General features: G+C 57.8%; 28 protein-coding genes and 1 pseudogene. 14 read left to right on the top strand and 15 right to left on the bottom strand.

The window, feature by feature from the left end:
• The first annotated feature begins 71 nt into the window (after positions 1 to 71).
• A complete protein-coding gene (locus QQL78_RS05935; protein WP_284375466.1) occupies positions 72 to 920 on the top strand; it encodes a ferredoxin--NADP reductase in 849 nt (282 codons plus the stop codon).
• Positions 921 to 993: 73 nt separating this feature from the next.
• On the opposite strand, the gene QQL78_RS05930 is transcribed toward QQL78_RS05935, so the two are convergent.
• Complete coding sequence (locus tag QQL78_RS05930; RefSeq protein ID WP_284371564.1) at positions 994 to 2046, bottom strand: translation initiation factor 3; 1053 nt, start codon at positions 2044 to 2046, stop codon at positions 994 to 996.
• 55 nt (positions 2047 to 2101) lie between these two features.
• On the opposite strand from QQL78_RS05930, the gene infC reads away from it, so the two are divergent.
• Positions 2102 to 2794, top strand: coding sequence for a translation initiation factor IF-3 (gene infC / locus QQL78_RS05925; protein WP_284371562.1), 693 nt, complete (start codon positions 2102 to 2104; stop codon positions 2792 to 2794).
• Positions 2795 to 3052: 258 nt separating this feature from the next.
• On the opposite strand, the gene QQL78_RS05920 is transcribed toward infC, so the two are convergent.
• The 8 genes and pseudogenes from QQL78_RS05920 to QQL78_RS05890 all read right to left on the bottom strand — a co-directional run bounded on the left by QQL78_RS05920 (position 3053) and on the right by QQL78_RS05890 (position 11252).
• Positions 3053 to 4783, bottom strand: a complete 1731-nt coding sequence (locus QQL78_RS05920) for an OmpA family protein (protein WP_284371560.1) — start codon at positions 4781 to 4783, stop codon at positions 3053 to 3055.
• 75 nt (positions 4784 to 4858) lie between these two features.
• A complete protein-coding gene (locus QQL78_RS21685) occupies positions 4859 to 5095 on the bottom strand; it encodes a hypothetical protein (protein WP_386258907.1) in 237 nt (78 codons plus the stop codon).
• 143 nt (positions 5096 to 5238) lie between these two features.
• A pseudogene (locus tag QQL78_RS21680) lies at positions 5239 to 5718 on the bottom strand (FAD binding domain-containing protein); the annotation flags it as partial.
• 149 nt (positions 5719 to 5867) lie between these two features.
• Complete coding sequence (locus QQL78_RS05910) at positions 5868 to 8231, bottom strand: xanthine dehydrogenase family protein molybdopterin-binding subunit (RefSeq protein ID WP_284371557.1); 2364 nt, start codon at positions 8229 to 8231, stop codon at positions 5868 to 5870.
• Positions 8232 to 8319: 88 nt separating this feature from the next.
• Positions 8320 to 8652, bottom strand: a complete 333-nt coding sequence (locus tag QQL78_RS05905) for a VOC family protein (protein ID WP_284371555.1) — start codon at positions 8650 to 8652, stop codon at positions 8320 to 8322.
• Entirely contained in the window at positions 8653 to 9138 is a 486-nt protein-coding gene (locus QQL78_RS05900) for a (2Fe-2S)-binding protein (RefSeq protein WP_284371553.1), read from the bottom strand.
• 153 nt (positions 9139 to 9291) lie between these two features.
• Complete coding sequence (locus QQL78_RS05895; protein WP_284371552.1) at positions 9292 to 10287, bottom strand: molybdopterin-binding protein; 996 nt, start codon at positions 10285 to 10287, stop codon at positions 9292 to 9294.
• A complete protein-coding gene (locus tag QQL78_RS05890; RefSeq protein ID WP_284371550.1) occupies positions 10284 to 11252 on the bottom strand; it encodes an XdhC family protein in 969 nt (322 codons plus the stop codon). Before QQL78_RS05890 ends, QQL78_RS05895 begins: the two co-directional genes overlap by 4 nt.
• 203 nt (positions 11253 to 11455) lie before the next feature.
• Between QQL78_RS05890 and QQL78_RS05885 the strand changes: the two genes are divergently transcribed.
• The 3 genes from QQL78_RS05885 to grxD are packed head-to-tail and all read left to right on the top strand — an operon-like array spanning position 11456 to position 12411.
• On the top strand, positions 11456 to 11692 hold the full coding sequence (locus tag QQL78_RS05885) for a BolA family protein (RefSeq protein ID WP_284371548.1): 237 nt from the start codon (positions 11456 to 11458) through the stop codon (positions 11690 to 11692).
• Between the two features lie 4 nt (positions 11693 to 11696).
• Positions 11697 to 12044, top strand: a complete 348-nt coding sequence (locus tag QQL78_RS05880) for a hypothetical protein (protein WP_284371546.1) — start codon at positions 11697 to 11699, stop codon at positions 12042 to 12044.
• A 4-nt stretch (positions 12045 to 12048) separates the two neighbouring features.
• A complete protein-coding gene (grxD, locus tag QQL78_RS05875; RefSeq protein ID WP_284371544.1) occupies positions 12049 to 12411 on the top strand; it encodes a Grx4 family monothiol glutaredoxin in 363 nt (120 codons plus the stop codon).
• A gap of 162 nt (positions 12412 to 12573) precedes the next feature.
• On the opposite strand, the gene QQL78_RS05870 is transcribed toward grxD, so the two are convergent.
• Together QQL78_RS05870 and QQL78_RS05865 are read right to left on the bottom strand one after the other, a co-directional pair.
• Positions 12574 to 12963, bottom strand: a complete 390-nt coding sequence (locus QQL78_RS05870; RefSeq protein WP_284371542.1) for a cell division protein ZapA — start codon at positions 12961 to 12963, stop codon at positions 12574 to 12576.
• On the bottom strand, positions 12963 to 13442 hold the full coding sequence (locus QQL78_RS05865) for a hypothetical protein (RefSeq protein ID WP_284371541.1): 480 nt from the start codon (positions 13440 to 13442) through the stop codon (positions 12963 to 12965). The genes QQL78_RS05870 and QQL78_RS05865 overlap by 1 nt, the downstream gene beginning before the upstream one ends.
• Positions 13443 to 13696: 254 nt before the next feature.
• Here QQL78_RS05865 and tkt point away from each other — a divergent pair, with 254 nt between their 5' ends.
• A complete protein-coding gene (gene tkt / locus QQL78_RS05860) occupies positions 13697 to 15712 on the top strand; it encodes a transketolase (protein ID WP_284371539.1) in 2016 nt (671 codons plus the stop codon).
• A 247-nt stretch (positions 15713 to 15959) separates the two neighbouring features.
• The gene (locus QQL78_RS05855) at positions 15960 to 16127 is read left to right on the top strand and encodes a hypothetical protein (RefSeq protein ID WP_284371537.1); all 168 of its coding nucleotides are present in this window, start codon (positions 15960 to 15962) and stop codon (positions 16125 to 16127) included.
• A gap of 118 nt (positions 16128 to 16245) precedes the next feature.
• Here QQL78_RS05855 and QQL78_RS05850 read toward each other — a convergent pair whose 3' ends face one another.
• Positions 16246 to 17217, bottom strand: a complete 972-nt coding sequence (locus QQL78_RS05850) for a DUF808 domain-containing protein (RefSeq protein WP_284371535.1) — start codon at positions 17215 to 17217, stop codon at positions 16246 to 16248.
• A 184-nt stretch (positions 17218 to 17401) separates the two neighbouring features.
• On the opposite strand from QQL78_RS05850, the gene gap (QQL78_RS05845) reads away from it, so the two are divergent.
• The 3 genes from gap (QQL78_RS05845) to gap (QQL78_RS05835) all read left to right on the top strand — a co-directional run bounded on the left by gap (QQL78_RS05845) (position 17402) and on the right by gap (QQL78_RS05835) (position 19737).
• On the top strand, positions 17402 to 18409 hold the full coding sequence (gene gap, locus QQL78_RS05845) for a type I glyceraldehyde-3-phosphate dehydrogenase (RefSeq protein ID WP_284371532.1): 1008 nt from the start codon (positions 17402 to 17404) through the stop codon (positions 18407 to 18409).
• Between the two features lie 69 nt (positions 18410 to 18478).
• Positions 18479 to 18622: a hypothetical protein gene (locus tag QQL78_RS05840; RefSeq protein ID WP_284371531.1), complete on the top strand. Its 144-nt coding sequence runs from the start codon at positions 18479 to 18481 to the stop codon at positions 18620 to 18622.
• A gap of 113 nt (positions 18623 to 18735) precedes the next feature.
• Positions 18736 to 19737, top strand: a complete 1002-nt coding sequence (gene gap / locus QQL78_RS05835) for a type I glyceraldehyde-3-phosphate dehydrogenase (RefSeq protein WP_284371529.1) — start codon at positions 18736 to 18738, stop codon at positions 19735 to 19737.
• 10 nt (positions 19738 to 19747) lie between these two features.
• Here gap (QQL78_RS05835) and coaD read toward each other — a convergent pair whose 3' ends face one another.
• The 3 genes from coaD to QQL78_RS05820 form a co-directional block, all read right to left on the bottom strand.
• Positions 19748 to 20242: a pantetheine-phosphate adenylyltransferase gene (coaD, locus tag QQL78_RS05830; RefSeq protein ID WP_284371527.1), complete on the bottom strand. Its 495-nt coding sequence runs from the start codon at positions 20240 to 20242 to the stop codon at positions 19748 to 19750.
• Positions 20243 to 20323: 81 nt separating this feature from the next.
• On the bottom strand, positions 20324 to 20758 hold the full coding sequence (locus QQL78_RS05825) for a CBS domain-containing protein (RefSeq protein ID WP_284371525.1): 435 nt from the start codon (positions 20756 to 20758) through the stop codon (positions 20324 to 20326).
• A 61-nt stretch (positions 20759 to 20819) separates the two neighbouring features.
• On the bottom strand, positions 20820 to 21716 hold the full coding sequence (locus QQL78_RS05820; RefSeq protein ID WP_284371523.1) for a LysR family transcriptional regulator: 897 nt from the start codon (positions 21714 to 21716) through the stop codon (positions 20820 to 20822).
• Positions 21717 to 21857: 141 nt separating this feature from the next.
• Here QQL78_RS05820 and QQL78_RS05815 point away from each other — a divergent pair, with 141 nt between their 5' ends.
• The 4 genes from QQL78_RS05815 (at position 21858) to mmsB (ending at position 26603) form a co-directional block, all read left to right on the top strand.
• Positions 21858 to 23357, top strand: a complete 1500-nt coding sequence (locus QQL78_RS05815) for a CoA-acylating methylmalonate-semialdehyde dehydrogenase (protein WP_284371521.1) — start codon at positions 21858 to 21860, stop codon at positions 23355 to 23357.
• Between the two features lie 181 nt (positions 23358 to 23538).
• Positions 23539 to 24681, top strand: a complete 1143-nt coding sequence (locus tag QQL78_RS05810; protein WP_284371519.1) for an acyl-CoA dehydrogenase family protein — start codon at positions 23539 to 23541, stop codon at positions 24679 to 24681.
• Positions 24678 to 25709, top strand: a complete 1032-nt coding sequence (locus QQL78_RS05805) for an enoyl-CoA hydratase/isomerase family protein (RefSeq protein WP_284371517.1) — start codon at positions 24678 to 24680, stop codon at positions 25707 to 25709. Before QQL78_RS05810 ends, QQL78_RS05805 begins: the two co-directional genes overlap by 4 nt.
• A 9-nt stretch (positions 25710 to 25718) precedes the next feature.
• Positions 25719 to 26603 (top strand): 3-hydroxyisobutyrate dehydrogenase, encoded by an 885-nt coding sequence (gene mmsB / locus QQL78_RS05800; protein ID WP_284371515.1) that lies wholly within the window; start codon positions 25719 to 25721, stop codon positions 26601 to 26603.
• The last annotated feature ends 41 nt before the right edge of the window (positions 26604 to 26644 follow it).

Here is a 26644-nt window from a genome sequence, read left to right as displayed (position 1 = left end):
CCGTAATCGTTGCCCCCACCCCTTTTCTGATCTAAAAGAGGAGTACACATTTCATATGTGTACTAATGAATATGACTGAGCATTCCCCTGTGAACACACAAACCGCCAAAGCCGTACCCACCCTGCCCGATGCGCAGACTGTCACCGCAGTCACACATTGGACGGACAGGTTGTTTTCTTTCCGCGTCACACGCCCTGCCTCCCTGCGCTTTCGTTCTGGCGAATTTGTGATGATTGGCCTGATGGGTGATCCGCACCCCGAGACCGGCAAGCAAAAGCCGCTGCTGCGGGCCTATTCCATCGCCTCTCCTGCCTGGGATGACGAGTTGGAGTTTTATTCGATCAAGGTGCAGGATGGTCCGCTGACCTCAAAATTGCAGCACATCCAGCCCGGCGACGAGATCATTCTGCGCCCCAAGCCTGTTGGCACGCTGGTGCATGACGCATTGCTGCCCGGCAAGCGGATCTGGTTCTTCGCCACCGGCACCGGGTTTGCACCTTTTGCATCGCTGCTGCGCGAACCGGAAACCTATGAAAACTATGACGAAGTGATCGTGACCCACACCTGCCGGGACGTGAACGAGCTGGAATACGGGCGCAAGCTGATCGAAGATCTGCAAGCCGATGAGATGATGCAGGAATTAATCGGCACCGAAAATCTGGCCAAGATCCGCTATTACCCGACCACCACGCGCGAAGAGAGCCCCAAAATGGGCCGCATCACCACGCTGCTGCAAGATGGCACTGTGTTCCGCGATCTGGGCATTGACGCGATCAACGTGGAAACCGACCGCGCCATGGTCTGTGGCAGCCTTGATTTCAACAAGGACATTCTGGCGATCCTCGAAGGTTTCGGCCTTGAAGAAGGGGCAAACTCTGACCCCAAACATTTCGTGATCGAAAAAGCCTTCGTCGGGTAAGTCACTTTACGGAAACAAAAAACCCGCGCCCGATACCTCGGACGCGGGTTTTTCTATGTCTATAGCTTAAGGGTTACATACCCAGGGCTTCGCGGATTTTCTCCAATGCGACCTTCAGCAGTTCAGGATTGTCCTGTGCCGATTGCAGACCCTTGGTCAGAACCGTTTTTTGCAAGGCACCAATCTCGGATTCTTCAACCATCGCGGTGACCTTCTCCAGATCGAAACCTTCAACGCTCAGCAATTGCTCAACCAAAGAGGCCTCTGCCGGAGTCTCGGTCCCTTCAGCGACAGCTTGCGCTGCTTCTTCAATCTCTGCGGTTGTCGCTGTTTCTACATTGGCCGCTGTGTCAGTCGCCGTTGTGGTCGCGGCATCTGCTGCCTCTGCGGCTTCTGTTGCAACTTCCTCTGTCGCCTCAACTGCGTCACTTGCCGCCTCCGCAGTGGCATCCGCAGCTTCGCCAGCTGTCTCTGCAGCTTCGTTTGCTGTTTCGGCAGTTGTGTTTGCAGCCTCGGTTGCCGCTTCAGCCGTCGCTTCTGCTGCGTCGGTCGTGGCTTCTACAGCGTCACTCGCCGCTTCGGCAGTTGCGTCTGCCGCTTCCGTCGTGGCTTCCACGGTTGCGTCTGCTGCCTCGGCAGCTTCATCCACGGCCGTTTCGGTTGCAGCCGTTGCATCCTCGGTCAGCGTCGTCACAGCCTCAGCTGCCGCATCCCCGGATGTTTCCGCTGTCCCGGTGACAGCCTCAACCGCATCATTTGCCGCCTCTGACAGCGCCTGACCCGCGGCCGTCGCCGTTTCGCTCGCAGCCTCCACCGCATCTTCGGTCGCTTCTGCAACAACGCTTGCCGCATCACTGACCGCTTCTGTCGTTGCCGCAACCACATCGCTGGCCGCTTCACTTGTTGCCTCAGCCGCGTCACTGGATGCATCAACGGCTTCCGCAACGGTTTCCTTGGCCGCATCCGCAACGTCACCTGCGGCTTCGGACGCCGCTTCCAACGCCGCTGGAGCATTTACTGCATCAGAAGCATCCGTCACCATTTCGGTGGGTGTCTTCCCCGAGAACAGCATATAGCCAACGCCGGCAACGATGGCAGCAACTACGATCCAAACCAGATTTTTCATTTTTTTCCCCAAATTACTGAATGCTACCCGTCGTCGAAGGACATTGGGCGGCTTGATGATCAAATGCGCAACCCTGCCGCGAGGTGCAAGGGGGAATAAATCAATCCTCACCCCCTTGCTGAAATTTAGCGGCTTGAAGAAGCCGCCTGTCACAGCTAGTTTACGACCTCGACAGATCGTGAATAATCAAAGGACCACCACCATCGCTCGCAGACCACATAATGCGCCGCCGCAACGAGACACCGGCCCGCGCGTCAATGATAACATCCGTTCAAATGAAATTCGCCTGATTGGCGCCGATGGCGAGAATGTCGGCGTGGTTACGCCTGCGCGCGCCATGGAAATGGCTGACGAGGCCGGGCTTGATCTGGTGGAAATTTCGCCAAATGCCAATCCACCTGTCTGCAAGATCATGGATTTCGGCAAATTCAAATATGAAACGCAGAAACGCGAGGCCGAGGCCCGCAAGAAGCAGAAGATCATCGAGATTAAAGAGGTCAAGTTCCGCCCAAACACGGATACGAACGACTATGAAGTCAAGATGCGCAATGTCTTCAAGTTTCTGGAGAACGGCGACAAGGTCAAGATTACCCTGCGTTTCCGGGGCCGCGAGATGGCGCACCAAAATTTGGGGCGTGAGCTGCTGGAGCGTGTTGCCGAAGACACCAAGGACGCAGGCCGCGTGGAGAACTTTCCCAAGATGGAAGGCCGCCAGATGGTCATGCTGATCGGACCGCTGCCGAAATAAAATCCCAAGAGGGTCTTCTCATCGCTCCCTATAGGGGGAGCGACTGCCAGACCGCAGTGGTGGTAAACCACCACCTTGGAAGGCCGCCAGATGGTCATGCTGATCGGACCGCTGCCGAAATAAAATCCCAAGAGGGTCTTCTCATCGCTCCCTACAAGGGGAGCGACTGCCAGACCGCGGTGGTGGTAAACCACCACTTAGCAAAAGCCCCCGCTGGTCCACACCAGCGGGGGCTTTGTCGTTTCACGTCAGAATGAACTACCGCAACAGGTTGGTAATGTTACGCACCACAGCGCGGCGGTTACGTACCTCATCTGACAGGGTCAATACCTTCAGGGCACTCTCACCGTAGCCTTGGGTGATCATGTTTTCTGGGGGCACGTCGAAGTACTCGGTCAATGCCAGAGCCACCGTTTCGGCCCGTCGATCAGACAGAGCAAGGTTATAGGTCGCACTGCCCACAGCATCGGTATGCCCCTCTATCAGGATCACCGTGCGTGGATCAGCCGCCACCAGATCGCTCAGCGTGCGGCCAATCTTGGCGAGGCTGCGCGCCTGTTCCGGGCGGATCGCAGCAGAACCGCTGTCAAAGCGGACCGCGTCCAGCTCAAGCTCCGGGGCCAGCGCACGTACCTGTTTGATATCGCGCACCTGCCGCAGGGAGAACCGGCGGTCCTGTCCCGCGTTCATTTCGGCCTCCAGTGCGGCACGCAAAGCGGCCTCATCCTGAGTTCCCACCGCTGCAAAGCTCTGTTTCACCGGGGGCAGTTCGGTGACCACAACCCGTTCTTCGCGGGCCAGATCGTCGATCAGCACATATTCATTGCCCTGTGCGTCGATGTTCACACGCCGCAGCACCGTGCCGTCACGGCCCCGGACGGTGATGATTTTCGAGCCATCCGGTTTGGTCACGATAGAGCGCGAGGAACCATCATCAAAGGTTTCGGTCGCAACCTGATCACCCGCACGGCGGATCAATGCATCATCGTCCTTCAACACCCGCAGATCGCCATTGGGATCTTCGACCACCACACGGTCACCTGAACGGCTTAGAACCTTGTCACCGTTTTTCAGGACAGAGCCGACAACCACGGCCCCCAGCCCCAACAACAAAGCTTTCTCGAATTTGCTCAAACCGTCATCATCGCCGTTTTCCACAGCAGCGCCGTCACCGGTCACCGCTGTCTCAAATTCCTCACTGGAGGAACGTAAATCTTCCTCGGCGATCTCTTCGGTCACCACCTCACCGGTGCTTTCCCCCTCGGCTGCGGCTGCCGCTGCTGCGGCGGCTGCTTCCAATTCGGCTTGACGCTCTGCAGCACGTGCTTCGCGCAGGGCGGCGCGATCGGCCTCTGCTTGCAGCTGTTCTGCTGCCAGACGTTCGGCTTCTGCTGCGGCTGCTGCATCCGCCTCAGCCTGTGCTTGTGCCGCTGCTGCCGCATCCGCTTCAGCCTGCGCTGGCGCCGCTGCTGCCGCGTCCGCTTCAGCCTGTGCCTGCGCCGCTGCCGCCGCGTCTGCCTCAGCCTGTGCCTGCGCCGCTGCCGCCGCATCCGCCTCAGCCTGTGCCTGCGCCGCTGCCGCCGCATCTGCTTCAGCCTGTGCTTGCGCCGCTGCTGCTGCATCCGCTTCAGCCTGCGCTTGCGCCGCTGCTGCTGCATCCGCTTCAGCCTGCGCTTGCGCCGCTGCTGCTGCATCCGCTTCAGCCTGCGCTTGCGCCGCTGCTGCTGCATCCGCTTCAGCCTGTGCCGCATCAACATTGCCGCGCTCTACTGCAACACTGTCTTGCTGAGCAGCTTCATCACTCCCCGCGAGATCCAACGCCGCCAGATCCTCTGCGCTGCGGATCACAGTGCCCTCAACCATACAGGGGAACAGCGCAACCTCGGCACTCAGATCACAGGAATCGAGATCCTGCGCAAAGCCGGTCGCCGGCATCGCCATGGCAACACTCATGCCAAGGGCTGTGGTGGAACGGAAAAACTTTTTCATCGGTATGTCCTCGTTAGGAAACGACTGCCAAAAACTGGCTTCATCACACAACTGACATGTCGCAAAGTGGTTCCGTTATTCAATATCAACAGCAAAAAGCCGCGCACCCTGCGGTACGCGGCTCCTGAAATCCTTCACAAACCGGATCACCCGATGGCGGCAACCGCGCGTTTGGTCATCACTGCGGTCAGATGTGCGCGATAGGCCCCGGTGCCATGCAGATCGCTGATCATCTCGGAACCATCGACCTTCAAACCAGACAAAGCCCCTTCCGAGAAATCCGCACTCAACGCCGCTTCCGCATCGCGCCAGCGGAACACACCATTGTTGGAGGCCCCTGTCACGGCGACACGCACGCCATCGGCAAATTTCGCCACAAACACTGCAACCAATGGAAAACGCGACGCCGGCTGAATCATCTTTTCGTAATGTGCGACCTGTGGCACCGGAAACTTCACCGCTGTTACAATCTCCCCCTCGTCGAGGGCTGTCTCGAACATGCCAAGGAAATAATCATCCGCTGCAATCTCGCGCTGGTTGGTCACAACGGTTGCCCCGCTGCCCAGAACCGCCGCCGGATAACAGGCCGAAGGATCGTTATTTGCAACCGATCCACCAAGGGTGCCCCGGTTGCGCACCGCCGGATCACCGATCCGGGCGGCCAGACCCGCCAATGCCGGGTAATGCGCTGCCGCCTCACGTGCAACAACCGCGTGGGTGGTGCCGCCACCAACCGACAGCTGCCCATCCGCCATGGACAGACCTTTCATTTCCTCAATCCCGCCAAGCGAGACCAGAACGGACGGCGCGGCGAGCCGGGCCTTCAGCGTCGGGATCAAGGTCTGGCCACCGGATATCGGCTGCGCCTCCTCACGTCCCATTGCCGCTGCCGCTTCCGCAACCGTGCTTGGCCGTTCAACATCAAAATTATACATCTTTTCTACCTTTCCACCGGGGTGCCGCTGCATCTGCCGCGCAGCCCCTGCTTCATCTTGCCTTTAAACTCATCTCGCGCTTGCGCGACATAAACATCCCATCAAACAGCGCCGGTGCGACGGCACGCTGTCGCCGCACCGCGCGCCTGTTACCCGTTCATCGCGGCCCAGACCCGGGAGGGCGACACTGGCATATCGATGTGTTTCACATCATGCCCGCCGGACCGCATCGCGTTGATCACCGCATTCACCACCGCCGGCGGCGATCCGATCGCCCCCGCCTCACCGCAGCCTTTCACCCCCAAGGGGTTATGCGTGCAGGGCGTCTGACAGGAGTGATCCACCTCGTAAAACGGCAGATCGCTGGCCCGCGGCATTGCGTAATCCATATAAGACGCGCTGAGCAACTGACCATCCTCATCATAGGCACAGTTCTCCAGCAAGGCTTGCCCGACCCCCTGCGCAATCCCGCCATGGACCTGACCGGTGACAATCATCGGGTTGATAATATTGCCAAAGTCATCTGCCGCCGAAAACCGCTCGATGGTGACCTGACCGGTTTCAGGGTCCAGCTCCACCTCGCAGGCATAGGCACCTGAGGGGTAGGTAAAGTTCGACGGATCATAAAACGCGGTCTCCTCCAGACCCGGCTCAATGTCTTCCAGCGGGTAGTTATGCGGCACATAAGCCGCAAGGGTCACATCCCCCCAGGCCACAGATTTATCCGTGCCCGCCACTGAAAACGCGCCATCCTTCAGTTCGATATCCCCTTCCGAGGCTTCCAGCAGATGTGCAGCGATCTTCTTGGCCTTGGCAATGATCTTTTCCGTCGCCCGCACCATGGCAGAGCCACCCACCGCAATCGAGCGTGAGCCATAGGTGCCCATGCCCATCGGTACTTTCGAGGTATCGCCATGCACAATGTCGATCATGCTTTCGTCAATGCCGATCATCTCGGCCACCACCTGCGCAAAAGAGGTTTCATGCCCCTGCCCGTGGGAATGCGACCCGGTCATCACAACCAGCCCGCCGGTGGCGTTCACCCGCACGGTTGCGCTTTCATAAAGCCCTGCACGCGCTCCAAGTTGGCCGACAAGGTTGCTAGGCGCAATGCCACAAGCCTCAATATAGCAATTCACCCCAAAGCCGCGCAGCTTGCCCTTCGCCTCTGACGCCTTGCGCCGTGCCTCAAAGCCCGAGAGATCAGCCATCTCTTCCAGCTTGTCCATGGTCGCGACATAATCCCCCGTGTCATATTCCACCGCCACCGGCGTGGCATAGGGAAACTGGGTGATAAAGTTCTGCCGGCGCAGGGCAATCGGATCAACACCCAGCTCATGCGCGGCCATATCGACCAGACGTTCCAGCTGAAAGGTCGCCTCAGGGCGCCCCGCACCACGATAGGCATCCACCGGCACAGTATTGGTAAACACCGCCTTAACGTTCACATAGATCAGCGGAGTCTTGTAATTGCCCGCCATCAAGGTGCCATGCAGCCATGTGGGCACGGAAGGCGCAAAGGTCGACAGATAGGCCCCCATATTGGCGTAAGTATCTGTGCGCAAAGCAGTAAAGTTATTCTCTGCATCCAGCGCCAATTCAATCTTGGTCACATGGTCACGGCCATGAGCATCCGAAACAAAGGCCTCTGAGCGGGTTGAAGTCCACTTCACCGGACGGTTGACCGCCTTGGCGGCAAAGGTGCAAAACGCCTCTTCCTGATAGTGGAAAATCTTAGTGCCGAAACCACCGCCCACATCGGGTGCCACCACGCGCAGCTTATGTTCCGGGATGCCCAGTACAAAGGCCCCCATCAGCAAGCGGATCACATGTGGGTTCTGGCTGGTCGTATAGAGCGTATGCTCACCATCCGAGCGGTCGAAATCTCCAATCGCCACACGCGGCTCCATCGGGTTGGCAACCAGTCGGTTATTGGTCAGTTCCAGCGTGGTGACATGGGCAGCGTTCTGAAACGCCTCATCCACAGCACCCTTGTTTTCCTCGACAAAACCCCAGTCATAACACAGGTTTCCGGGCAGTTCGTCATGTACCTTCGGCGCACCATCCTTGACCGCCTCTTTCATGTTCACCACCGCCGGCAGTTCGACGATATCAACTTCAATCGCTTCTGCCGCATCGCGGGCCTGCGCCAATGTATCTGCAACGACAGCAGCAATCGGTTCACCGACATGACGCACCTTGCCATGGGCCAGCACCGGATGTCTGGGCTCGTGCATCGGATCGCCATGTTTGTCCGTTACCTGCCAGCCACAGGGCATACCGCCGATTTCCGCAAAATCCTCACCAGTGAAAATCTGCACCACACCGGGCATTCCAGCCGCGGCAGAGGTATCAACCTTTGTCAGCGTACCATGGGCCACGTCAGAGCGCAGAAAATGCACATAGGCCTGCCCCCGCATGTTGATGTCATCGGTATACTTCCCATTTCCGGTCAAAAACCGAACGTCTTCGCGCCGCTTGCTGCTGGCACCAATTCCGCCATCCTTAGGCATGTTATTCCTCCCTAGTGGGGTGCATTGAAATGCACCTTACGTATTTGAAATGATTTTCAGGCCGCACGCACGCAGCGCGCAGCCTCTCTCAATCTTCCTGATGTAATCCAAACCGCACACCGCGCGGATCGGTACAGGTGGCAAAACGGCCAAAACCGGGGGCATCCGCGATCTCTCCCATCAGGGTGCCCCCCGCCTGTTTGACCTCCGCCACCTTGGCCTCAATGTCTTCCACAGCCAGATAAGGCACCATGCAGGGGGATGCCTCTTCGTGCATCCCGACCTTGCGTGTCCCGTCGGTGAAAAACCCCGCAGGCCCCGCGCCCATGCTTTCCCAAGACCAGCCCATGACCTCCTGAAAGAACGCCGCAGTGGCGTCCCGGTTGTCCGTGCCAATCTCGATGAAATCAGGGCCAGTCACTTATTCGGCCGCAATCGCGCTGACATCCTGACCGGATGCCGCCATGATCGCCTTGACGATATTGTGATACCCTGTGCAGCGGCAGATATTGCCATCCAGATAGTGGCGCACATCCGCCTCAGTCGGTTTGGGATTTTCTTTCAACAGGGCAGCCGCAGACATCACCATACCCGGTGTGCAAAAACCGCATTGCAAGCCATGATGGTCCTGAAACGCCTGTTGGATCACATTCAGGGAACCATCGGCGTTTGCCTGACCTTCAATCGTATCCACCGTTGCCCCGTCAGCCTCCACCGCGAGCATGGTGCAGGCTTTGACCGCCGCGCCGTTGACATGCACCACACAGGCCCCGCATTGGCTTGTGTCGCATCCGATGTGTGTGCCGGTAAGCCCTTGGTCTTCGCGCAGAAAATGCGCCAAAAGCGTGCGGCCTTCGACCTCACCCGATGCTGCCTTGCCGTTCACGGTCATTTTGACCTGTGTCATATCACCCTCCCTTGGTGTGCTTGGTTAAAGGGAGTTAACCACGGGCAAGCGCAGTTGAGAATAAAAAATTCGAGAGTTTTCAATTAAAGGTCGAAGTCGCCAGTCGACCCGGCAGGTTCCGGCGCGCCTTTGACAAGGTTAGCATGTCTTGTGTTAAGTTGAGCGACCCCGCCGTGGCTGTGGACGGGATGGAATTTCTTTCAGCAATCCGCCAACCCCCATGCCAGCAATGTCGCGCGCACGCACCGGTACGCCGCATAGAACGCGCGACAGCACCCAATCCGCGCCATTCAGTGCCGGGGCACGGGCACAGCCTGGCAGACCAATCACCGGACGCCCGTGTAAATCCCCGATAAACAACAGGTTTCCGGGATCCACTGGCATGCCAAACCGTTCCACCTGCCCCCCTGCGGCACGCAGGGCGGACGGGGCCACATCCTGCGGATCAGAAGTGGCCGATCCTGTCAGCACCAGCGCCAGATCGCTTTGCACCGCATCGATCGCCGCTGCCAATGCGGGTGTTTCATGAGGCACCATCACCACGGCCTCCAGATCAACATCAAGGGCGGCCAGACGATCAGCAATTGCCTTGCGCCCCTTGTCCCCAGCCCCGCCAGGTATTTCGCTGATGATCAATGTGGCGGTGCGCAGGCTGGGTCGTGCCAAGGCGATAGCACCGCGACCAGCAGCCGAGATGGCCCGCTGCAAAGCCACGCCCGGGACCGCGTAAGATATAATCTTGATCGTGGCCGCCATGCCACCGCGGGCCAGTTGTCCAAACTGCGGCACCGTGGCGATTGTGATCATCGGATCAACCGCATTCACCGCCTCAAGGGCCGCCACATCCAGCTGCACAACCCCCGGCCCCTGCCCCAAGAGGTTTACCCGCCCGGTAAAGGGTGCCGTCACATCCAGCCCCTGCCCGTCTCCCAGCACCGCCTTTGCCAAAGCCGCTGCCGCATCGTTTTCGCTGACGTCCCCGGCCTCCAGCCGCGCCACGGTGATTTCGCGCAGCTCTGCCTCCGCCAAAGCCGCGATATCATCCGCGTCCAAAACACGTCCCTTGCGCAACCGCCCTTTGCGCAGGGCCACAGAATGCGCCAGCACCGCACCTTCGGCATCTTTCAGGGGAACCGGGCCAAACTTCATGAGCCGCGCAACGTCTGGATGATCTGGGCCATAATTGATACCGCAATTTCGGCAGGGCCTGCCGCGCCGATGTCCAGTCCGACCGGCCCTTTAATCCGTGCAATCTGATGGGCATCGAACCCGGCTTCCCCCAACCGTGTCACCCGAGAGGCATGGGTGCGCGAGCTGCCCAATGCGCCGATGTAAAACGCCTGAGAATGCAGCCCGACATGCAAGGCGGGATCATCCAGCTTCGGATCATGGGTCAACAGAACCAGCGCAGTACGGGCATCGACGCCAATTTCGTTCAGGGCGTCATCAGGCCAGTCGTTGATCAGTGTTGCATCAGGAAACCGGGCAGTAGAGCCAAAAGCCTCGCGTGGGTCGATGACGATGGGGTCAAAACCAACAGCCCGTGCCATGCTGACCAGTGTCTGGGCAATGTGAACCGCCCCCACAACCACCAGCCGCAGTGGCGGGTTATGGATTGCAATAAAGCTGGCACCGTCTTCGCTGACGCCGGAACGATCCATCCTGAACCGCGCGTCATGGCCGTCACGCCGCAAGCCACGTGTCGATCCGTCCAGAGCAACCTCATAAGCCACCGCAACACGTTCTGCCCGCGCCGTGACCAGTTCCTCCAGCATCGCAACAGGCATCCCGCCTGCACCTACGGGTTCAACCAGAATACGGATGGTCCCGCCACAGGCCAACCCAACGGCAAAGGCATCACCATCACTGACGCCGTATTCCAGAACCCGGGTGCCGCCCTGCGCCAGCGCTTCTTGCGCCTCAAGAACCACAGCCCCCTCGACACAGCCTCCCGAAACGGAGCCTTCCATATCGCCTTCGCCGGAAATCACCAGCTGCGATCCCACACGGCGCGGCGCGGAACCCCATGTCTCTATCACTGTGGCCAGAACAGCCCCTGTGCCGGCCCGCGCCCATTCCAGCGCCTGTTCCGGCGCTCTTTCGCTTTGCTGCATGTCGGTCCTCCGTGACTGTTGGCGCGCATCCTTATTCATGCACGGCCTTCCTGAAACATCTAATCTGTGGCCCCGCCGCGCTCAACGGGATAACCTATTGCGCGAATATTACCGGTCATTCGCTTGCACAGCCCCCCTGTCGCGATTACATCTGACATAACGTTTACACCCCATCCACTGTCCCTACTGCCGGAGCCGCCTTCATGCCGATGCAAGCCCAAGAGATCGAAGATTTGATCCGTGCGTCCTTCCCTGACGCCGAGATCACTGTACAGGGCAATGACGGCGTGCATATGGCTGCTATGGTCGTAGACGCCTCTTTCAAGGGCATGAACCGCGTGCAACAGCAACGTGCAGTCTATGCTGCCCTAAAGGGCAAGATGGACGGGCCCAACGGTGATCTGCACGCGCTGGCGCTGACCACCAAAGCACCGGATTAACACCATGTGGATCTGGTTGCTTGCTCTGGTTGTTGCGGGGGTCGGTATCACCGGCTTTTTGCAATACCGTGCGCAACGGTCCACCTATCGCCCGCTTGCCGGCCGCCAGCCCCCGCGCCGCACCTCTGATGTGCCGCTGGGCATGGAAGCCACTGATCTGGACGCAGTGTCACGCACCAATCGGCGCAACGAAAGCCTTGAGCGGGGCCAGACCAACTGGTTGACCTCCAAAGGCGTTTTCGGGCGGGCCGATACAGATGTGCCGCCATTGGCCGATGATGAAACCTATGCTGCGCGTTACCATGACGCGTTTCACACCCCTCAATCCAAGTCTTCGAAATCAAAGGATTAACTCCATGAGCGATGCCGCCACCCGTATCAAATCCACCATCACCGACAACAATGTTGTGTTGTTTATGAAAGGCACCAAAGAGATGCCGCAATGCGGGTTTTCCTCCCGCGTGGCCGGTGTGCTGAACTACATGGGGATCGAATATTCCGATGTGAACGTGCTGGCCGATGAAGAGATCCGCGCAGGTATCAAGGATTTCTCCGACTGGCCCACCATCCCGCAGCTTTATGTCAAAGGTGAATTCATCGGCGGCTGTGACATCATCACCGAAATGACACTGTCTGGTGAGCTGGACACTTTGTTTGAGGAAAACGGCGTGGCTTACGACAAAGAAGCCGCTGACAAGATCCGCGAAGCCAACGGGTAACGTCCAAACGCCAAGCCCGCAGGTGACCATTCACTTGTGTACGAAAACATAAAAGCGTTCCATCATTGCTGATGGAACGCTTTTTCATGTCCGGCATTCCTTTAGGTCAGACAGTCATTTCTGTATGTCAGCTAACCCCAACGGGCAGCCGGGAAGCCTGACCTAACCGGCTTTTTCTTCCACCGCTGCGGCCAGCGCTTCGGCCTGGGCAGCAACTTCTGCCAGAGTGTCGGTCACTTGCTGGGGCACCACGGGCACCTCAATGCGTTCAGGCTCAACCACGGTGTTGCGCAACCCGGCCAGTTCAGCCTCGCGCTCGGCCAGTTCTGCGCGAACCTCCTTGATCTTATCCTCGACGCTGGCGGTCTTATCCGCCAACAGCAGACCAGCCATCAACAACATCCGCGCCTCTGGCATCCGGCCCACCTGATCCGACAGGATCTGCGCTTCATCGTCCAGCATTTTGGCAGCGGAATGCAGATAGGTTTCCTCGCCCTCCTGACAGGCCACTTCAAACTGGCGACCGCCGATTGTGATCTTGGTTTCCGGCATCAGGCTGTCTCCTCGTCTTTTGCATTCTCCAACAGCGGTGTAAGCGCGGAAATAATGGCGCTGGTTTCCGCCACATCAGAGGCCCGCGCGGCGCGTAAGCCCTCCAGCTCCGCCAGCATCGCCTTGTTGATCAGATGCGGCTCGCCCACCCCTTCGGCATTGGCCGCTTGCAGGGCCTCGCAGGCTTCGGTCAACTGCGTGTTGGCGCGGCGCACCCGCTGTAGATCGGTGTCCAGCTGCGCCATGCGCGCCTCGCCTTCCTCCAGCTTGGCACGCATCTGCGCCAGTTCATCTTCATACCGTGTCTTCAGGGTGCGCACCCGTTCGGTCAGTTGGGCGTTCGCGGTGCGCTCGTCCTCCAGCGCCTGAACCATTTCCGGGTCCGGCCCTGCCGGGCCGCCGCCGATTTTGTCCAGCCCGCTTGCAACCCGGTCCATCGCCTTGGTGATGCGGCGTTGTAGATCGTCGATGTTACTCATTTGCCTGACGTCCCCCGTAAGTTCTTGTTCATTCGTCTTGCGTCATTTTGAGATCTAGGGCGCGAATCGCCCTGAAACAATATTCCCGTAATCCTACCCAAAGAAATTACCAAATGCGCCCCCCCGTTTGAGATCAGCCACTTGAACGGCGAAGTTGAACCCATAAAGGCCCCGCCGCGCCTTTGGCTTGAACTTTGCGGGCGCACTGATATGCACAGGCGCAACTCAATTGCTCACCCATAAGGAAGTCCCCCTTGGATCTGAACGCCCTGCGCACCGCAAACCCCGACCATTGGTCCAAAGCCACCGCCATTCGCGCCCTTACTCTGGACGCCGTTGCCGCCGCCAACTCCGGCCATTCCGGCATGCCTATGGGCATGGCAGATGTTGCCACTGTGCTGTTTGAAAACCATCTGAAGTTTGATGCCGCCAACCCGCTGTGGCCTGACCGCGACCGGTTCATCCTGTCCGCCGGTCACGGGTCGATGCTGATCTATTCCTTGCTGCATCTGGTGGGCGACGCGCAATTCCCGATCGAAGAAATCAAGAACTTCCGCCAGATGGGTGCACGCACTGCGGGCCACCCCGAGAATTTCCTGGCCGATGCGATCGAAACCACCACCGGCCCCTTGGGCCAAGGCATCGCCAATTCCGTGGGTTTCGCCATGGCGGAAGAAATTCAGCGCGCGACCTATGGCAAGAAAGTGGTCGACCATTTCACCTATGTCATCGCTGGCGACGGCTGCCTGATGGAAGGTGTGTCGCAAGAGGCGATTACATTGGCCGGGCGTCATCAGCTGTCCAAGCTGATTGTCATGTGGGACAACAACAACATCACCATCGACGGCCCTGTCACCCTGTCGGACCGCACTGATCAGGTGACCCGCTTTGAATCTGCCGGTTGGCATGTGATCGAAATCGACGGGCATAACCCGGCCGAGATCGACGCCGCCCTGACCGAGGCCCGCAAATCCGATAAGCCGTCGATGATCGCATGCAAAACCCACATCGCTCTGGGCCATGCGGCGCAGGATACCTCAAAAGGCCATGGTGCGCTGACCGACCCGGATCAGATGGCCGCGGCCAAAGCTGCCTATGGCTGGACCACAGCGCCATTTGAAGTGCCCTCAGACGTGAAAGCCGCATGGGAAGAAATCGGCAAACGTGGCGCGGCGGAGCGTGAAGCATGGGAAGAACGGTTTGACAAGATGCCCCGCGCCAAACGTGAGACTTTCAACCGTGCGCTGGCACTGGATGCCCCCAAGAAGCTGAGCGCGACCATCAAAGCCTTTAAAAAGCAGATGTCGGAGACCGCGCCGAAATTGGCCACCCGCGCCTCTTCTGAAAAAACCCTTGAGGTGATCAACCCGATCATGCCCGAAACCGTTGGTGGCTCTGCCGATCTGACCGGTTCAAACAACACCAAGACATCCGATCTGGGTGTGTTTGACACGGACAACCGCGCGGGCCGCTATGTATACTGGGGCGTGCGTGAACACGGCATGTCCTCTGCGATGAACGGCATGGCCTTGCATGGTGGTGTGCGCCCTTACGGCGGCACATTCATGTGCTTCACCGATTACGCCCGTCCCGCTATGCGTCTGGCAGCGCTCATGCAGGTGCCAAGCGTCTTTGTAATGACCCATGATTCCATCGGTCTTGGCGAAGATGGGCCGACTCACCAGCCGGTCGAGCATCTGGCAATTTCACGTGCCACGCCGAACACCTATGTCTTCCGCCCTGCCGATACGATTGAAACGGCAGAAGCCTGGGAAATCGCGTTGACCGCCAAGAAAACCCCATCGGTGCTGTCGCTGACGCGTCAGGGGCTCCCGACCGTGCGCCTTGAGCACAAGAACAACAACATGGTCGAAAAAGGGGCCTATGTGCTGGCGGATTCCGACGGCAAACGTCAGGTCATCCTGATCGCTACCGGTTCCGAGGTGCATCTGGCCATGCAGGCCCGCGAGATGTTGCAGGCAGAGGGCGTCGGTACCCGCGTGGTTTCCATGCCCTGTATGGAGCTGTTTGCCGCGCAGGACGAAGCCTATCGCAAGCGCATCCTGCCGGGTGGCGCTGTGCGTGTCGGCGTTGAGGCCGGTGTGCAGATGGGTTGGGACCGTTGGCTGTTTGGCGAGCGTGGCAAGGCGAACAAAGCAGCCTTTGTCGGCATGGACCGTTTCGGAGCCTCTGCCCCGGCGGAAGAGCTGTTCGAGAAGTTCGGGATCACTGCGCAGGGCGTGGCAGATGCCGCCAAGGCGCTGCTCTAACGCCAGATTACAACCCTAAGGTTACTCGGAAGCCCCGCCTGTTTTTGGCGGGGCTTTTCGCGTTTGGGGTCGCGGTAAGCAGGAATTTGCATGAAGTCAGCGAGATAGCGCCGAAAACGGATAGCCGCAATTCAGCCCTAGCATCTTAAAACACCCTAACCTAAGGTTGATGCAAGAGATGTTCATACTTTTTTAGTTTTCGCTGGCTTATCATCCGGTGAAGCAGAGTTGCCGAGAAGGGGACCGTATGTCTATCACGTTCATGATCACAGCGCTTTGTGCTGGAGTTGCATCTAGCGCTGTCTGGTTGTCTTTGGGCGGGTCTGGCCTGATGGCATTTGTTGTTTACGTCCTGACCGGGCATCTGATGATTGCCGCCCTTCTTGGCCGCGCTGCCCTGCGCCAGCAAAACTAAAACAACAAGTTACCTGCTAGAACCGCGGTTAACTTACTTTCATCGTGAAAGGCGCGAGAGACCACTGTCAGTTGTTTAGCACACAAACCTCTGTCTCACCGGTTTTCCCCTCCAAGGATCACGCCTTCCGATGAAAGACCTTGCGCCATAGGGGAGTGATGACCTTTTCCCCCAAAGGGATCAGCAAAAGCCCCAGCGCCAACCCGAAGATTCCATCCATCACAGCCTTGGCAAACCACTCTGTGGCACCTTCCACTGCGGGGGGGACCATATGGGCCAAGGCATATGCCGCATCGTGGATCCAATGACCCAACGTTGCGTAGCCCAGCTCTTCTAGCCCGTGGATGATAATTGACCCACCAACCCACAACATCGCTGCTGTGCCAATCACTGTCAGGGCCTTCAAAAACCCCGGCATGCCGCGCACCAAGCCACGCCCAAGGCTGCGCGTCAGCCCCAGTCGGCCCTTGTTGGCCATCAGCAAACCCAGATCATCAATCTTCACAATGATGGCAACCGCGCCATAAACCGCCACCGTTATCATCACAGCCACAGCCGCAAGCGTGGCCGCTTCCATCCAGAAGGTGCTGGCGGGGATCGCCGCCAAAGCGATTGTCATGATCTCGGCTGACAGAATGAAATCGGTCTTGATCGCCCCTGCCGCCTTTTGCTCCTCCAGTTGCGCCGGATCCTCGACCACTTGATCCTTGTCGGGATAATCCTCATGCCCATGGCTAAGCCCCAGAGAATGCGCGACCTTTTCCGCCCCCTCAAAACACAGATAGGCACCACCCAGCATCAGTAAGGGGGCAATCGCCCAAGGGGCGAAGGCAGAAAGCGCCAAGCCCGCAGGCAGCAGAAACAACAACTTGTTGCGCAGACTGCCCTTGGTGATGCGCCAAATGACCGGCAATTCCCGGCTTGCGTCAAACCCTTGAACATATTTTGGCGTCACTGCCGCATCATCAATGACCGCACCCGCCGCCTTTGAACCGGCTTTTGCCGCCTGCCCGATCACATCATCAATCGAGGAGGCCGCAACTTTTGCAATTGCCGCCACATCGTCCAACAGGGCTATTAATCCGCTCATCCGGCATCCTTCCACGCGTTCACGGGAAATTTAGCGTGATCTCACCCCGCTGCAAGCCCCGAACTTTACCGCTAACACAAAAATTTAGCGCTAACAGTCACTTATCCCCTGTCTTTCACCCTTTCCCCTATGGTCCACAGCCGGATATAGAGCGCCCAAGAGACCCACCAAAAGGACGCATTTCATGACCATCAAAGTTGGTATCAACGGATTTGGCCGCATTGGCCGCTGCACCCTTAACCACATCGCGGCTTCCGGGCGGGACGACATTCAGGTGGTCAAGTTGAACGCAACCGGCCCGCTCAGCACCGCTGCGCATCTGCTGAAATACGATTCTGTACATGGTCGCTTTCCGGGCACCGTGACCATCGACGAAAACGAACGGTATCTGAACCTTGGCCAGAACGACATTGAAGTGATGTCGAGCTACAACCTCGAGGAGCTGGACTGGTCCGGTTGTGATGTTGTTCTGGAATGCACCGGCAAATTCAACGATGGCAATAAGGCAAACGTTCATCTGGAACAGGGTGCGAAACGGGTGCTTCTCTCTGCCCCCGGTAAAAACGTTGACCGCACAGTGGTTTACGGCGTGAACCATGACACTTTGGTCAAAACCGACAAGATGATCTCAAACGGCTCCTGCACCACCAACTGTCTGGCCCCGCTGGCCAAGGTAATGCATGAGGCCATTGGCATCGAAAGCGGTCTGATGACCACGATCCACAGCTACACCGGCGATCAACCCACATTGGACCGGCGCCATTCAGATCTATACCGTGCCCGCGCCGCTGCCATGGCCCTGATCCCGACCTCTACCGGTGCGGCCAAAGCCTTGGGTGAAGTCTATCCCGCGATGAAGGGCAAACTGGACGGCACCGCCATGCGTGTGCCGACACCGAATGTCAGCGCCGTCGACCTGACCTTTACCGCCTCGCGCGATGTGACCGTCGAAGAGGTGAACGCCGCCGCCAAAGCCGCTGCCAAAGGTCCGATGCAAGGTGTCTTGGGGTATGATCCTGAACAGAAGGTCAGCATCGACTTCAACCACACCGAAGAAAGCTGTATTTTCGCGCCGGACCAGACCATCGTTGTCGCAGGCCGCACCGTGCGTGTTCTGGGCTGGTATGACAATGAATGGGCGTTTTCGGTGCGGATGGCCGATGTTGCCGTCGCCATGGGCAATCTGGACTAACGCCCCTGCCACTTGCGCGCCCCGTCCGCCCCTGTCATATCGGGGCGGACCTTTGCGGAGCCTTGCCAAGTGACTAATCCCATCGCCATCTTTCTTGGAGTGTTCATTCTGGGTGCTCTGGTGATCGACGTGATGATGTTCGGCACGGAACATCTTATCTTCCTTGGGAAAAAGTTCTTCGAGCTGATCGAATGGATCGCTTTCTGGCGCTGACTGCTATCGCGCCGGTTAAATTGTATCGGTACTTGATTCCTGCCCTGCGCCCGTTGACATAGCCGGCCGGTTACCTTTTTTCTGGGTCAAGAATTTGATCAAAAGGTGACGCCATGACAGTAAAACTGGCCATCAACGGCTTTGGGCGGATCGGCCGCAACGTATTGCGGGCCCTGACGGAACGCGGCATGGGCGATTTTGAGGTTGTCGCGATCAACGACCTTGCCCCACTTGAGACAAACGCGCATCTGTTCGAGTTTGACTCCGTGCATGGGCGCTATGGCAAGCCGGTGACATTGGGCGAAGGCACCATGGACGTGGGGTTCGGGCCGATGCGCGTCACAGCAGAGCGCGCACCGGACAAACTGCCCTGGGATGACGTCGATATTGCATTGGAATGCACTGGCTTCTTTCGCACACCGGATAAGGCGGCCCTGCACCTTGCCAATGGGTCAAAACGTGTGCTGATCTCGGCACCTGCCAAAGGCGATGTGAAAACAGTAGTTTACGGCGTGAACCACGGGCTGATCAACGCTGATGACAGGATCATCAGCAATGCCTCCTGCACCACCAATTGTCTTGTCCCGGCGGCGCATGTGCTGCACGAATCCTTTGGAATCCTGCGGGGGCATATGACCACCGTTCACAGCTATACCGGCACCCAGCCGGTGCATGACCGGGCGCATAAAGACCTCTACCGCGCCCGTGCCGCTGCCCTGTCGATGATCCCAACCACGACCGGTGCGGCTGAGACCCTGGGCGTGGTCCTGCCCCAGCTTGACGGGTTGATCACCGGCACCGCCATCCGCGTGCCAACGCCAAATGTCTCTTGTTGTGACCTGGTGGTGGAACTGTCCCAAGATGCCAGCGAAGCAGAGATCAACGCGGCCATGGTGAAAGCCGCAACTGGCCCGTTAAACGGTGTGCTTGAAGTGACGGACCGCAAACTGGTATCGACCGATTTCAACCACCATCCGGCCAGCGCCATTTTTGCCAGCGATCAAACCTCGGTCCAGAAAGGCAATCTGGCCCGCGTCTTGGTCTGGTATGACAACGAGTGGGCGTTTTCCAACCGGATGCTGGATACAGCCACAGTCATGGCACAGTTTATCTAGGGGAACGGTCCTAGCTGGCGTATTTCGCCAATACCTTGGCTTCAACACGGGGGGTGACAAACTTGCTGATGTCCCCCTCCAGCCGGGCGATTTCCTTGACCAGTTTACTGGCAATCGCCTGACGTTGTGCTTCCGCCATCAGAAACACGGTTTCGATTGAATCATCCAATTGGCGGTTCATGCCAACCATCTGGTATTCATATTCAAAATCCGCCACTGCCCGTAAACCACGCACAATCATCTGGGCCCCGACATCACGGGCACAGTCAATCAGCAGATTCTCGAAAGGGTGAACAACAATCTCTACCCCGGTCTGTTTGGCAAGGGTGACACATTCCGCTTCGATCATCGCAACCCGTTCTTCCAGATTGAACAACGGCCCCTTGTCGCGGTTGATCGCAACCCCGATCACCAGTTTATCCACCAGCGTCGAAGCACGGCGAATGATGTCTATATGCCCCAGGGTAATGGGATCGAAAGTGCCGGGGTAAAGGCCAATGCGCATAGGGCTTCCTGACTGTCAATTCGATTTGGTGGCTCAATGTCGACCGCAAGCAACCACGCGGCGCAGTCGGGCGCAAGTCGATTAATGCCCCATAATCATCCCTTCGAGCGCATCTTTCTCCATCGCCAGTTCGGACAGGCGCGCCTTGACCACATCACCAAGGCTGATCAATCCGACAAGTTTGCCCTCATCCAGCACCGGCATATGGCGAAAACGCCCCTCGGTCATCTTTTGCAGAATTTCATCCGCACGGTCATCCCGACCACAGGTCACCAACTTGGTGGTCATCAGCTTGTCCACGGTCAGCGACAAGCACCCAGACCCTTCCCGACCCAGTTCGCGGACAATGTCACGTTCCGACAAGATGCCGTCAGGCGTCGTGCCATTTGAGGAAATCACCAATGTCCCAATGCGTTTTTCCGATAACACCTTTGCGGCCTCGGAAATCAACATCGTTGGCAAGGACGTCACCACGGCATCATCCGATTTAGACTTCAGAATCTGTGAGACAAGCATGCAAGTTTCTCCTGTTTGACCACCCATGGTATCCAAAGGTCCGCCAGAAACTGCATGGGAGTCAAGCTTTTGCCTCCAGTAATTGAACTTCATTGCGCAAAGCACCGCTTAGAATTTCGGCAAAGCGGCGCAACCTGTGGTTCTTTTGATCATCCACATGACGGATCAGGTAAAACGCCCGTTTCAACGAAACTTCCTCTGTCAGGATACGTTCCACACCCGGCAGAAACGGCAGAGCAAAGTCGTGAACCACCCCAACGCCACCGCCCTGCTGGATCATATGCGCCTGCACAGAGACCGAATTTGACCCCAAGGCGACCCGTCCCAACCCCAGATCCGCCAGATAATCCAATTCCCGGTCAAAGATCATATCAGCGATATAGCCGACAATCCTGTGCCCTTTCAGCGCGGCAATAGTTTTGATCGGGCCATGCGCGGCAAGATATTCTGCCGAAGCCGCCAGATGCAGATGATAGTCACTGATCTTCTGTACCGTTAGACGCCCGGCGTCAGGCGCGCTGACCGCAATTGCCATATCCGCCTCGCGCCGCGACAGGTTAAAAACGCGGGGCAATGCGACAATCTGAATGTCCAACCCCGGATGATCCGACGCAATTCGGGCGCATACCTGCGGCAAAAGGAAATTGGCGCTGCCATCCGGTGCCCCAATCCGAATTTGTCCGGTCAGACGGTCGCTGGAGGCTGCCACATCCGCTGTCGCCTTTCGCATGGCCTGTTCCGCAACTTCCGCACGTTCCAGCAACTGCGCACCCGCGTCGGTCAAGGCATAGCCCTGCGGTGACTTCACAAACAACACCGCCTCCAACGCCTTCTCCAGCCGTGCCACCCGCCGGCCCAAGGTCGCCGGATCAAGCCGGACCAATTTGCCTGCCCCCGACAGGCTTTGCTCGCGTGCCACGGCCAGAAACAACCGCAAATCATCCCAATTATGCGCCACGCCCCACCTTCATCTTGCCCCTAAACTCATCTGCGTTTTCAACATAGGGAACCTTTGCAAAAATGCAAAACCACTTTGTCAAACTGCCCCTTTCCCAGACCTTTTTGCAAGACTACAGTGCGGTCAACTCAGGAGGAACCCATGCAAGAACTTACCCACTATCTAAACGGTGCCCATGTCAAAGGCACTTCAGGACGTTTCGCAGATGTAATGAACCCTGCGACAGGCGAAGTGCAGGCGAAATGCCCGCTCGCGTCGAAAGAAGAACTGGAACAGGCCGTCGCCTTCGCCGCTGCCGCACAGCCCGCTTGGGCCGCCACCAACCCACAGCGCCGCGCGCGGGTGTTGATGAAACTGGTTTCCCTGTTGAACCGCGACATGGACAAACTGGCTGAAGCCCTGTCACGCGAACATGGTAAAACCCTGCCAGATGCTGCCGGTGACGTGCAGCGGGGCCTTGAAGTGGTTGAATATTGCATCGGTGCGCCCGAGCTGTTGAAAGGCGAATATACCGACTCCGCAGGCCCCGGTATCGACATGTATTCCATGCGTCAGGCCCTTGGCGTGACTGCCGGTATTACCCCGTTCAACTTCCCCGCAATGATCCCGATGTGGATGTTCGCCCCCGCCATCGCTTGCGGGAACGCCTTTATCCTGAAACCTTCCGAACGTGATCCTTCTGTGCCCTTGATGCTTGCAGAACTGGCCGAGGAAGCGGGCCTGCCCAAAGGCATTCTTCAGGTGGTGAACGGTGACAAGGAAGCGGTCGACGCGATCCTTTACAACGACACCATCCAATCGGTTGGCTTTGTCGGCTCAACCCCGATTGCAGAATATATCTATGGCACGGGCTGTGCGCAGGGCAAACGGGTCCAGTGTTTTGGCGGCGCGAAAAACCATATGATCATCATGCCGGATGCCGATATGGCCCAGGCCGCTGATGCTTTGATCGGCGCAGGCTACGGCGCGGCTGGCGAACGCTGCATGGCAATCTCGGTTGCCGTCCCTGTGGGCGATGAGACAGCTGACAAGCTGATCAAGGAACTGGTGCCGCGCATCGAAAGCCTGAAAGTCGGTCCTTATACCTCGGGCAAAGACGTGGATTACGGCCCTGTTGTGACCGCCGCAGCCAAGGCCAATATCGAACGGCTGGTGCAAACCGGCATTGATCAAGGTGCCGAACTTGTGGTCGACGGTCGCGACTTCAAATTGCAGGGTTATGAAGACGGTTATTTTGTTGGGCCGCACCTGTTTGACCGGGCGACCAAGGACATGGACATCTACAAGCACGAGATTTTCGGCCCGGTCCTGACCTGTGTGCGGGCGCAGAGCTATGAAGAGGCCATCGGCCTCGCGATGGATCATGAATATGGCAATGGCACCGCGATCTTTACCCGCGATGGTGACGCGGCGCGTGACTTTGCCAACCGGATCAATGTGGGCATGGTTGGCATCAACGTGCCAATCCCTGTGCCGCTGGCCTATCACACCTTTGGGGGCTGGAAAAAATCCGTCTTTGGCGATTTGAACCAGCATGGGCCGGATGCGTTCAAATTCTACACCCGCACCAAGACCGTGACCGCACGCTGGCCTTCAGGCATCAAAGAAGGTGGCGAGTTTTCAATTCCTGTCATGGAATAAAAGACCGGGGTGGGCCCAAGGCCCACCCCAAACCCAAATTTCAACTGATGTGTCCAGTGTGTGAAGGCGGGATTGAGTTATTGGCAAGGTGAAATCAGCCCCAAGCGGCAATCACTGCCCTTGCAAAATTTCTGCAAACATTAGAATTTAACACTCGTTCATTAAACCAGCGGAGCGCATCATGGATTTTGCACTGAGTGACGAACAGACAGCGATTTTTGACATGGCTTATGCCTTTGGTCAGGAAAACATCGCGCCCTTTGCCCAGCAGTGGGAAAAAGACGAGACCATCCCGAAGGATCTGTGGCCGCGTATCGCGGAACTGGGGTTTGGCGGGCTTTACGTCTCTGAAGAGGCGGGTGGCTCTGATCTGACCCGTCTGGATGCGACATTGGTGTTTGAAGCGCTCTCCATGGCCTGCCCTTCTGTGGCGGCCTTTCTGTCGATCCATAACATGTGCGCAAAGATGCTGGACAGCTTTGCCGATGATGATCTGAAGGCACGGGTCATGCCAGATGTCCTGTCGATGAACACCGTGCTCAGCTATTGCCTGACCGAACCGGGCTCTGGTTCAGATGCCGCGGCGCTGAAGACGAAGGCAACACGCACAAACGAAGGATACAGCCTGAACGGCACCAAGGCGTTCATTTCCGGCGGCGGATATTCAGACGCTTATGTCTGCATGGTGCGCACTTCGGAAGACGGGGCCGCGGGTGTTTCAACCGTCTATGTGGAAGACGGCACTGACGGGCTGTCCTTTGGCGGTCTGGAAGATAAAATGGGCTGGCGCAGCCAACCAACCTCTCAGGTGCAATTCGACGATTGCAACATTCCCGCCGGAAATCTGGTGGGAGAAGAGGGAAAAGGCTTCAAATATGCGATGATGGGCCTTGATGGCGGGCGTTTGAATATTTCGGCCTGTTCACTGGGTGCAGCACAAACCGCATTGAACAAAACGCTGGAATATATGGGCGAACGACGGGCCTTTGGCAAACCCATCGACCAGTTTCAGGGGCTGCAATTCCGCCTTGCGGACATGGAAATCGAACTTCAGGCCGCACGGGTCTTCCTGCGCCAGGCAGCATGGAAACTGGACACCGGCGCGCCGGATGCCACCAAGTTCTGTGCCATGGCCAAGAAGTTTGTAACCGAAACCGGCAGCAAAGTTGTGGATCAATGTCTGCAATTGCATGGCGGCTACGGGTACCTTGCGGATTATGGCATCGAAAAGCTGGTGCGGGATCTGCGGGTGCATCAAATTCTTGAAGGGACCAATGAGATCATGCGTGTGATCGTATCCCGCGATATGTTGAAGAACAGATGAGCGATATTGATATTCGCATTGAAGGCCATGCCGGTCGGATCACCTTGAACCGACCTAAGGCATTGAATGCAATGACTTATGAGATGTGCCTGGCGATTGAGGCAGCGTTTGACCAATGGCGCGATGATGACGCGGTGCAGCTGGTCCTGTTTGATGCTGCGGGTGACCGCGCCTTTTGCTCTGGCGGTGACATTGCGGATCTCTATGAACAGGGGACGAAGGGCAACTTCGCCTATGGGCAGAAATTCTGGGCGGATGAATACCGTCTGAACCACAAGATTTTCGCCTATCCGAAACCTGTTATCTCCTTTTTGCAGGGGTTCACCATGGGCGGCGGCGTTGGCATTGGCTGTCATGGATCACACCGCATCGTGGGCGAAAGCAGCCAAATTGCCATGCCCGAATGTGGCATCGGTCTTGTGCCGGATGTCGGCGGCTCGCTGTTGCTCGCACTCGCACCGGGACGGCTTGGTGAATACCTTGGTATCACAGCAACACGCATGGGACCACAGGATGCAATTTTTTCAGGTTTTGCAGACCATTACATCCCAGAGTTAAACTGGCCAGACCTGATCGGAAAGCTGACACAGACAGGTGACCCTGATGTCATTTCGCAGGCGGCAAAGCCCGCCAGCGGCGGGACGTTCGAAGGTCAGATGGCGCAGATCAACACCCTGTTTGCCGGTGAAACCCTATCGGATATCCTGACGGATCTGCGTCATGCCTCCGGCAGTTTTGCCGAAACGGCGCTTAAGATGATCGGGCGCAGCTCCCCGCTCTCTGCCGCTTGTACGGTGGAAATGATGCATCGTTTGCGCGGCCCAAGCTTGAGTATGGAAAAGGCGCTGGAGCTGGAGTACCGCTTTACCTATCGCGCCTCTGAACATGGCGATTTCCTTGAAGGGATCCGCGCCGCCATCATCGACAAAGACCGCAAGCCCAAATGGCAATATGCGGATGCTGACGTGCCCCTCGCTGCCGTCGCCAAAATGCTGCAACCCTTGGGTGCGCAGGCCCTCAAACTTTAGGAGATCCCCATGACCCCTCTCAAAATCGGTTTCATCGGACTGGGCAATATGGGCGCGCCCATGGCCAGTAATCTGGCCGCCGCAGGACATAGTGTGACCGGGTTTGACGTCGCAGGCGCAGAGGCGAAAGACGTCACATCCGCGCAAAACCTTGCGGAGGCTGTGACGGATGCCGATGTGGTGATCACGATGTTGCCAAACGGTTCGATTTTGCGGCAGGTCGCCGCGCAGGCCTTTGCCGATATGAAACAGGGCGCGCTGTTTATCGACTGTTCCACCGTAGATGTAGAGAGCGCCCGCAACACATCGGAAGCCGCTGAAAAGGCAGGGTTTCTTGCTGTTGATGCGCCTGTCTCCGGTGGGATCGGCGGGGCCGCCGGCGGAACATTGACCTTTATGGCCGGGGGCACGGTTGATGCCTTTGCCAAAGCGGCACCCCTCTTTGATATCATGGGGCAAAAAGCGGTGCATTGTGGTGAAGCCGGTGCCGGACAAGCCGCTAAAATCTGCAATAACATGATCCTCGGGGCGACAATGATCGCCACCTGCGAGGCCTTTGCGCTTGCCGACAAGCTGGGCCTTGATCGCCAGAAGATGTTTGATGTTGTCAGCACTTCCTCAGGCTATTCATGGTCGATGAACGCCTATTGCCCTGCCCCCGGTGTTGGGCCAACCTCCCCTGCTGACAATGACTATAAACCCGGCTTCGCGGCCGAGCTGATGTTGAAAGACCTTGGGTTAAGCCAGCAAGCCGCAGAAGCCGCAAATGCGGATACACCGATGGGTGCCCTTGCCCTGTCCCTGTACCGCCAGTTCGTCGAGGAAGAAGACGGCATGGGGCGCGATTTCTCGGCCATGTTGCCGCGCCTTTCAGCGCGCAACCGCGACAGCTAGGGTCGCAAAACGGCATTTTTGGCGCGTGGTGCAGGGGCTAG

Origin of the sequence: Sulfitobacter pacificus, assembly GCF_030159975.1 — a bacterium.
Taxonomy (GTDB): Bacteria; Pseudomonadota; Alphaproteobacteria; order Rhodobacterales; family Rhodobacteraceae; genus Sulfitobacter; species Sulfitobacter pacificus.
The sequence above is the reverse complement of the archived record's forward strand: the minus strand, read 5'-3'. Positions and strand labels throughout refer to the sequence as shown.

What these genes read in the sequence shown, in the direction of transcription:
- QQL78_RS05855 (WP_284371537.1), top strand. Translation starts at nt 15,960, where the DNA reads ATGTCTATCACGTTCATGATCACAGCGCTTTGTGCTGGAGTTGCATCT.
- QQL78_RS05895 (WP_284371552.1), bottom strand. Translation starts at nt 10,287, where the DNA reads ATGAAGTTTGGCCCGGTTCCCCTGAAAGATGCCGAAGGTGCGGTGCTG.
- QQL78_RS05805 (WP_284371517.1), top strand. Translation starts at nt 24,678, where the DNA reads ATGAGCGATATTGATATTCGCATTGAAGGCCATGCCGGTCGGATCACC.
- QQL78_RS05935 (WP_284375466.1), top strand. Translation starts at nt 72, where the DNA reads ATGACTGAGCATTCCCCTGTGAACACACAAACCGCCAAAGCCGTACCC.
- QQL78_RS05910 (WP_284371557.1), bottom strand. Translation starts at nt 8,231, where the DNA reads ATGCCTAAGGATGGCGGAATTGGTGCCAGCAGCAAGCGGCGCGAAGAC.
- QQL78_RS05810 (WP_284371519.1), top strand. Translation starts at nt 23,539, where the DNA reads ATGGATTTTGCACTGAGTGACGAACAGACAGCGATTTTTGACATGGCT.
- QQL78_RS05885 (WP_284371548.1), top strand. Translation starts at nt 11,456, where the DNA reads ATGCCGATGCAAGCCCAAGAGATCGAAGATTTGATCCGTGCGTCCTTC.
- QQL78_RS05850 (WP_284371535.1), bottom strand. Translation starts at nt 17,217, where the DNA reads ATGAGCGGATTAATAGCCCTGTTGGACGATGTGGCGGCAATTGCAAAA.
- gap (WP_284371529.1), top strand. Translation starts at nt 18,736, where the DNA reads ATGACAGTAAAACTGGCCATCAACGGCTTTGGGCGGATCGGCCGCAAC.
- QQL78_RS05865 (WP_284371541.1), bottom strand. Translation starts at nt 13,442, where the DNA reads ATGAGTAACATCGACGATCTACAACGCCGCATCACCAAGGCGATGGAC.
- QQL78_RS05930 (WP_284371564.1), bottom strand. Translation starts at nt 2,046, where the DNA reads ATGAAAAATCTGGTTTGGATCGTAGTTGCTGCCATCGTTGCCGGCGTT.
- infC (WP_284371562.1), top strand. Translation starts at nt 2,102, where the DNA reads ATGATCAAATGCGCAACCCTGCCGCGAGGTGCAAGGGGGAATAAATCA.
- QQL78_RS05890 (WP_284371550.1), bottom strand. Translation starts at nt 11,252, where the DNA reads ATGCAGCAAAGCGAAAGAGCGCCGGAACAGGCGCTGGAATGGGCGCGG.
- gap (WP_284371532.1), top strand. Translation starts at nt 17,402, where the DNA reads ATGACCATCAAAGTTGGTATCAACGGATTTGGCCGCATTGGCCGCTGC.
- mmsB (WP_284371515.1), top strand. Translation starts at nt 25,719, where the DNA reads ATGACCCCTCTCAAAATCGGTTTCATCGGACTGGGCAATATGGGCGCG.
- grxD (WP_284371544.1), top strand. Translation starts at nt 12,049, where the DNA reads ATGAGCGATGCCGCCACCCGTATCAAATCCACCATCACCGACAACAAT.
- QQL78_RS05880 (WP_284371546.1), top strand. Translation starts at nt 11,697, where the DNA reads ATGTGGATCTGGTTGCTTGCTCTGGTTGTTGCGGGGGTCGGTATCACC.
- QQL78_RS05815 (WP_284371521.1), top strand. Translation starts at nt 21,858, where the DNA reads ATGCAAGAACTTACCCACTATCTAAACGGTGCCCATGTCAAAGGCACT.
- coaD (WP_284371527.1), bottom strand. Translation starts at nt 20,242, where the DNA reads ATGCGCATTGGCCTTTACCCCGGCACTTTCGATCCCATTACCCTGGGG.
- QQL78_RS05900 (WP_284371553.1), bottom strand. Translation starts at nt 9,138, where the DNA reads ATGACACAGGTCAAAATGACCGTGAACGGCAAGGCAGCATCGGGTGAG.
- QQL78_RS05920 (WP_284371560.1), bottom strand. Translation starts at nt 4,783, where the DNA reads ATGAAAAAGTTTTTCCGTTCCACCACAGCCCTTGGCATGAGTGTTGCC.
- QQL78_RS05870 (WP_284371542.1), bottom strand. Translation starts at nt 12,963, where the DNA reads ATGCCGGAAACCAAGATCACAATCGGCGGTCGCCAGTTTGAAGTGGCC.
- QQL78_RS05825 (WP_284371525.1), bottom strand. Translation starts at nt 20,758, where the DNA reads ATGCTTGTCTCACAGATTCTGAAGTCTAAATCGGATGATGCCGTGGTG.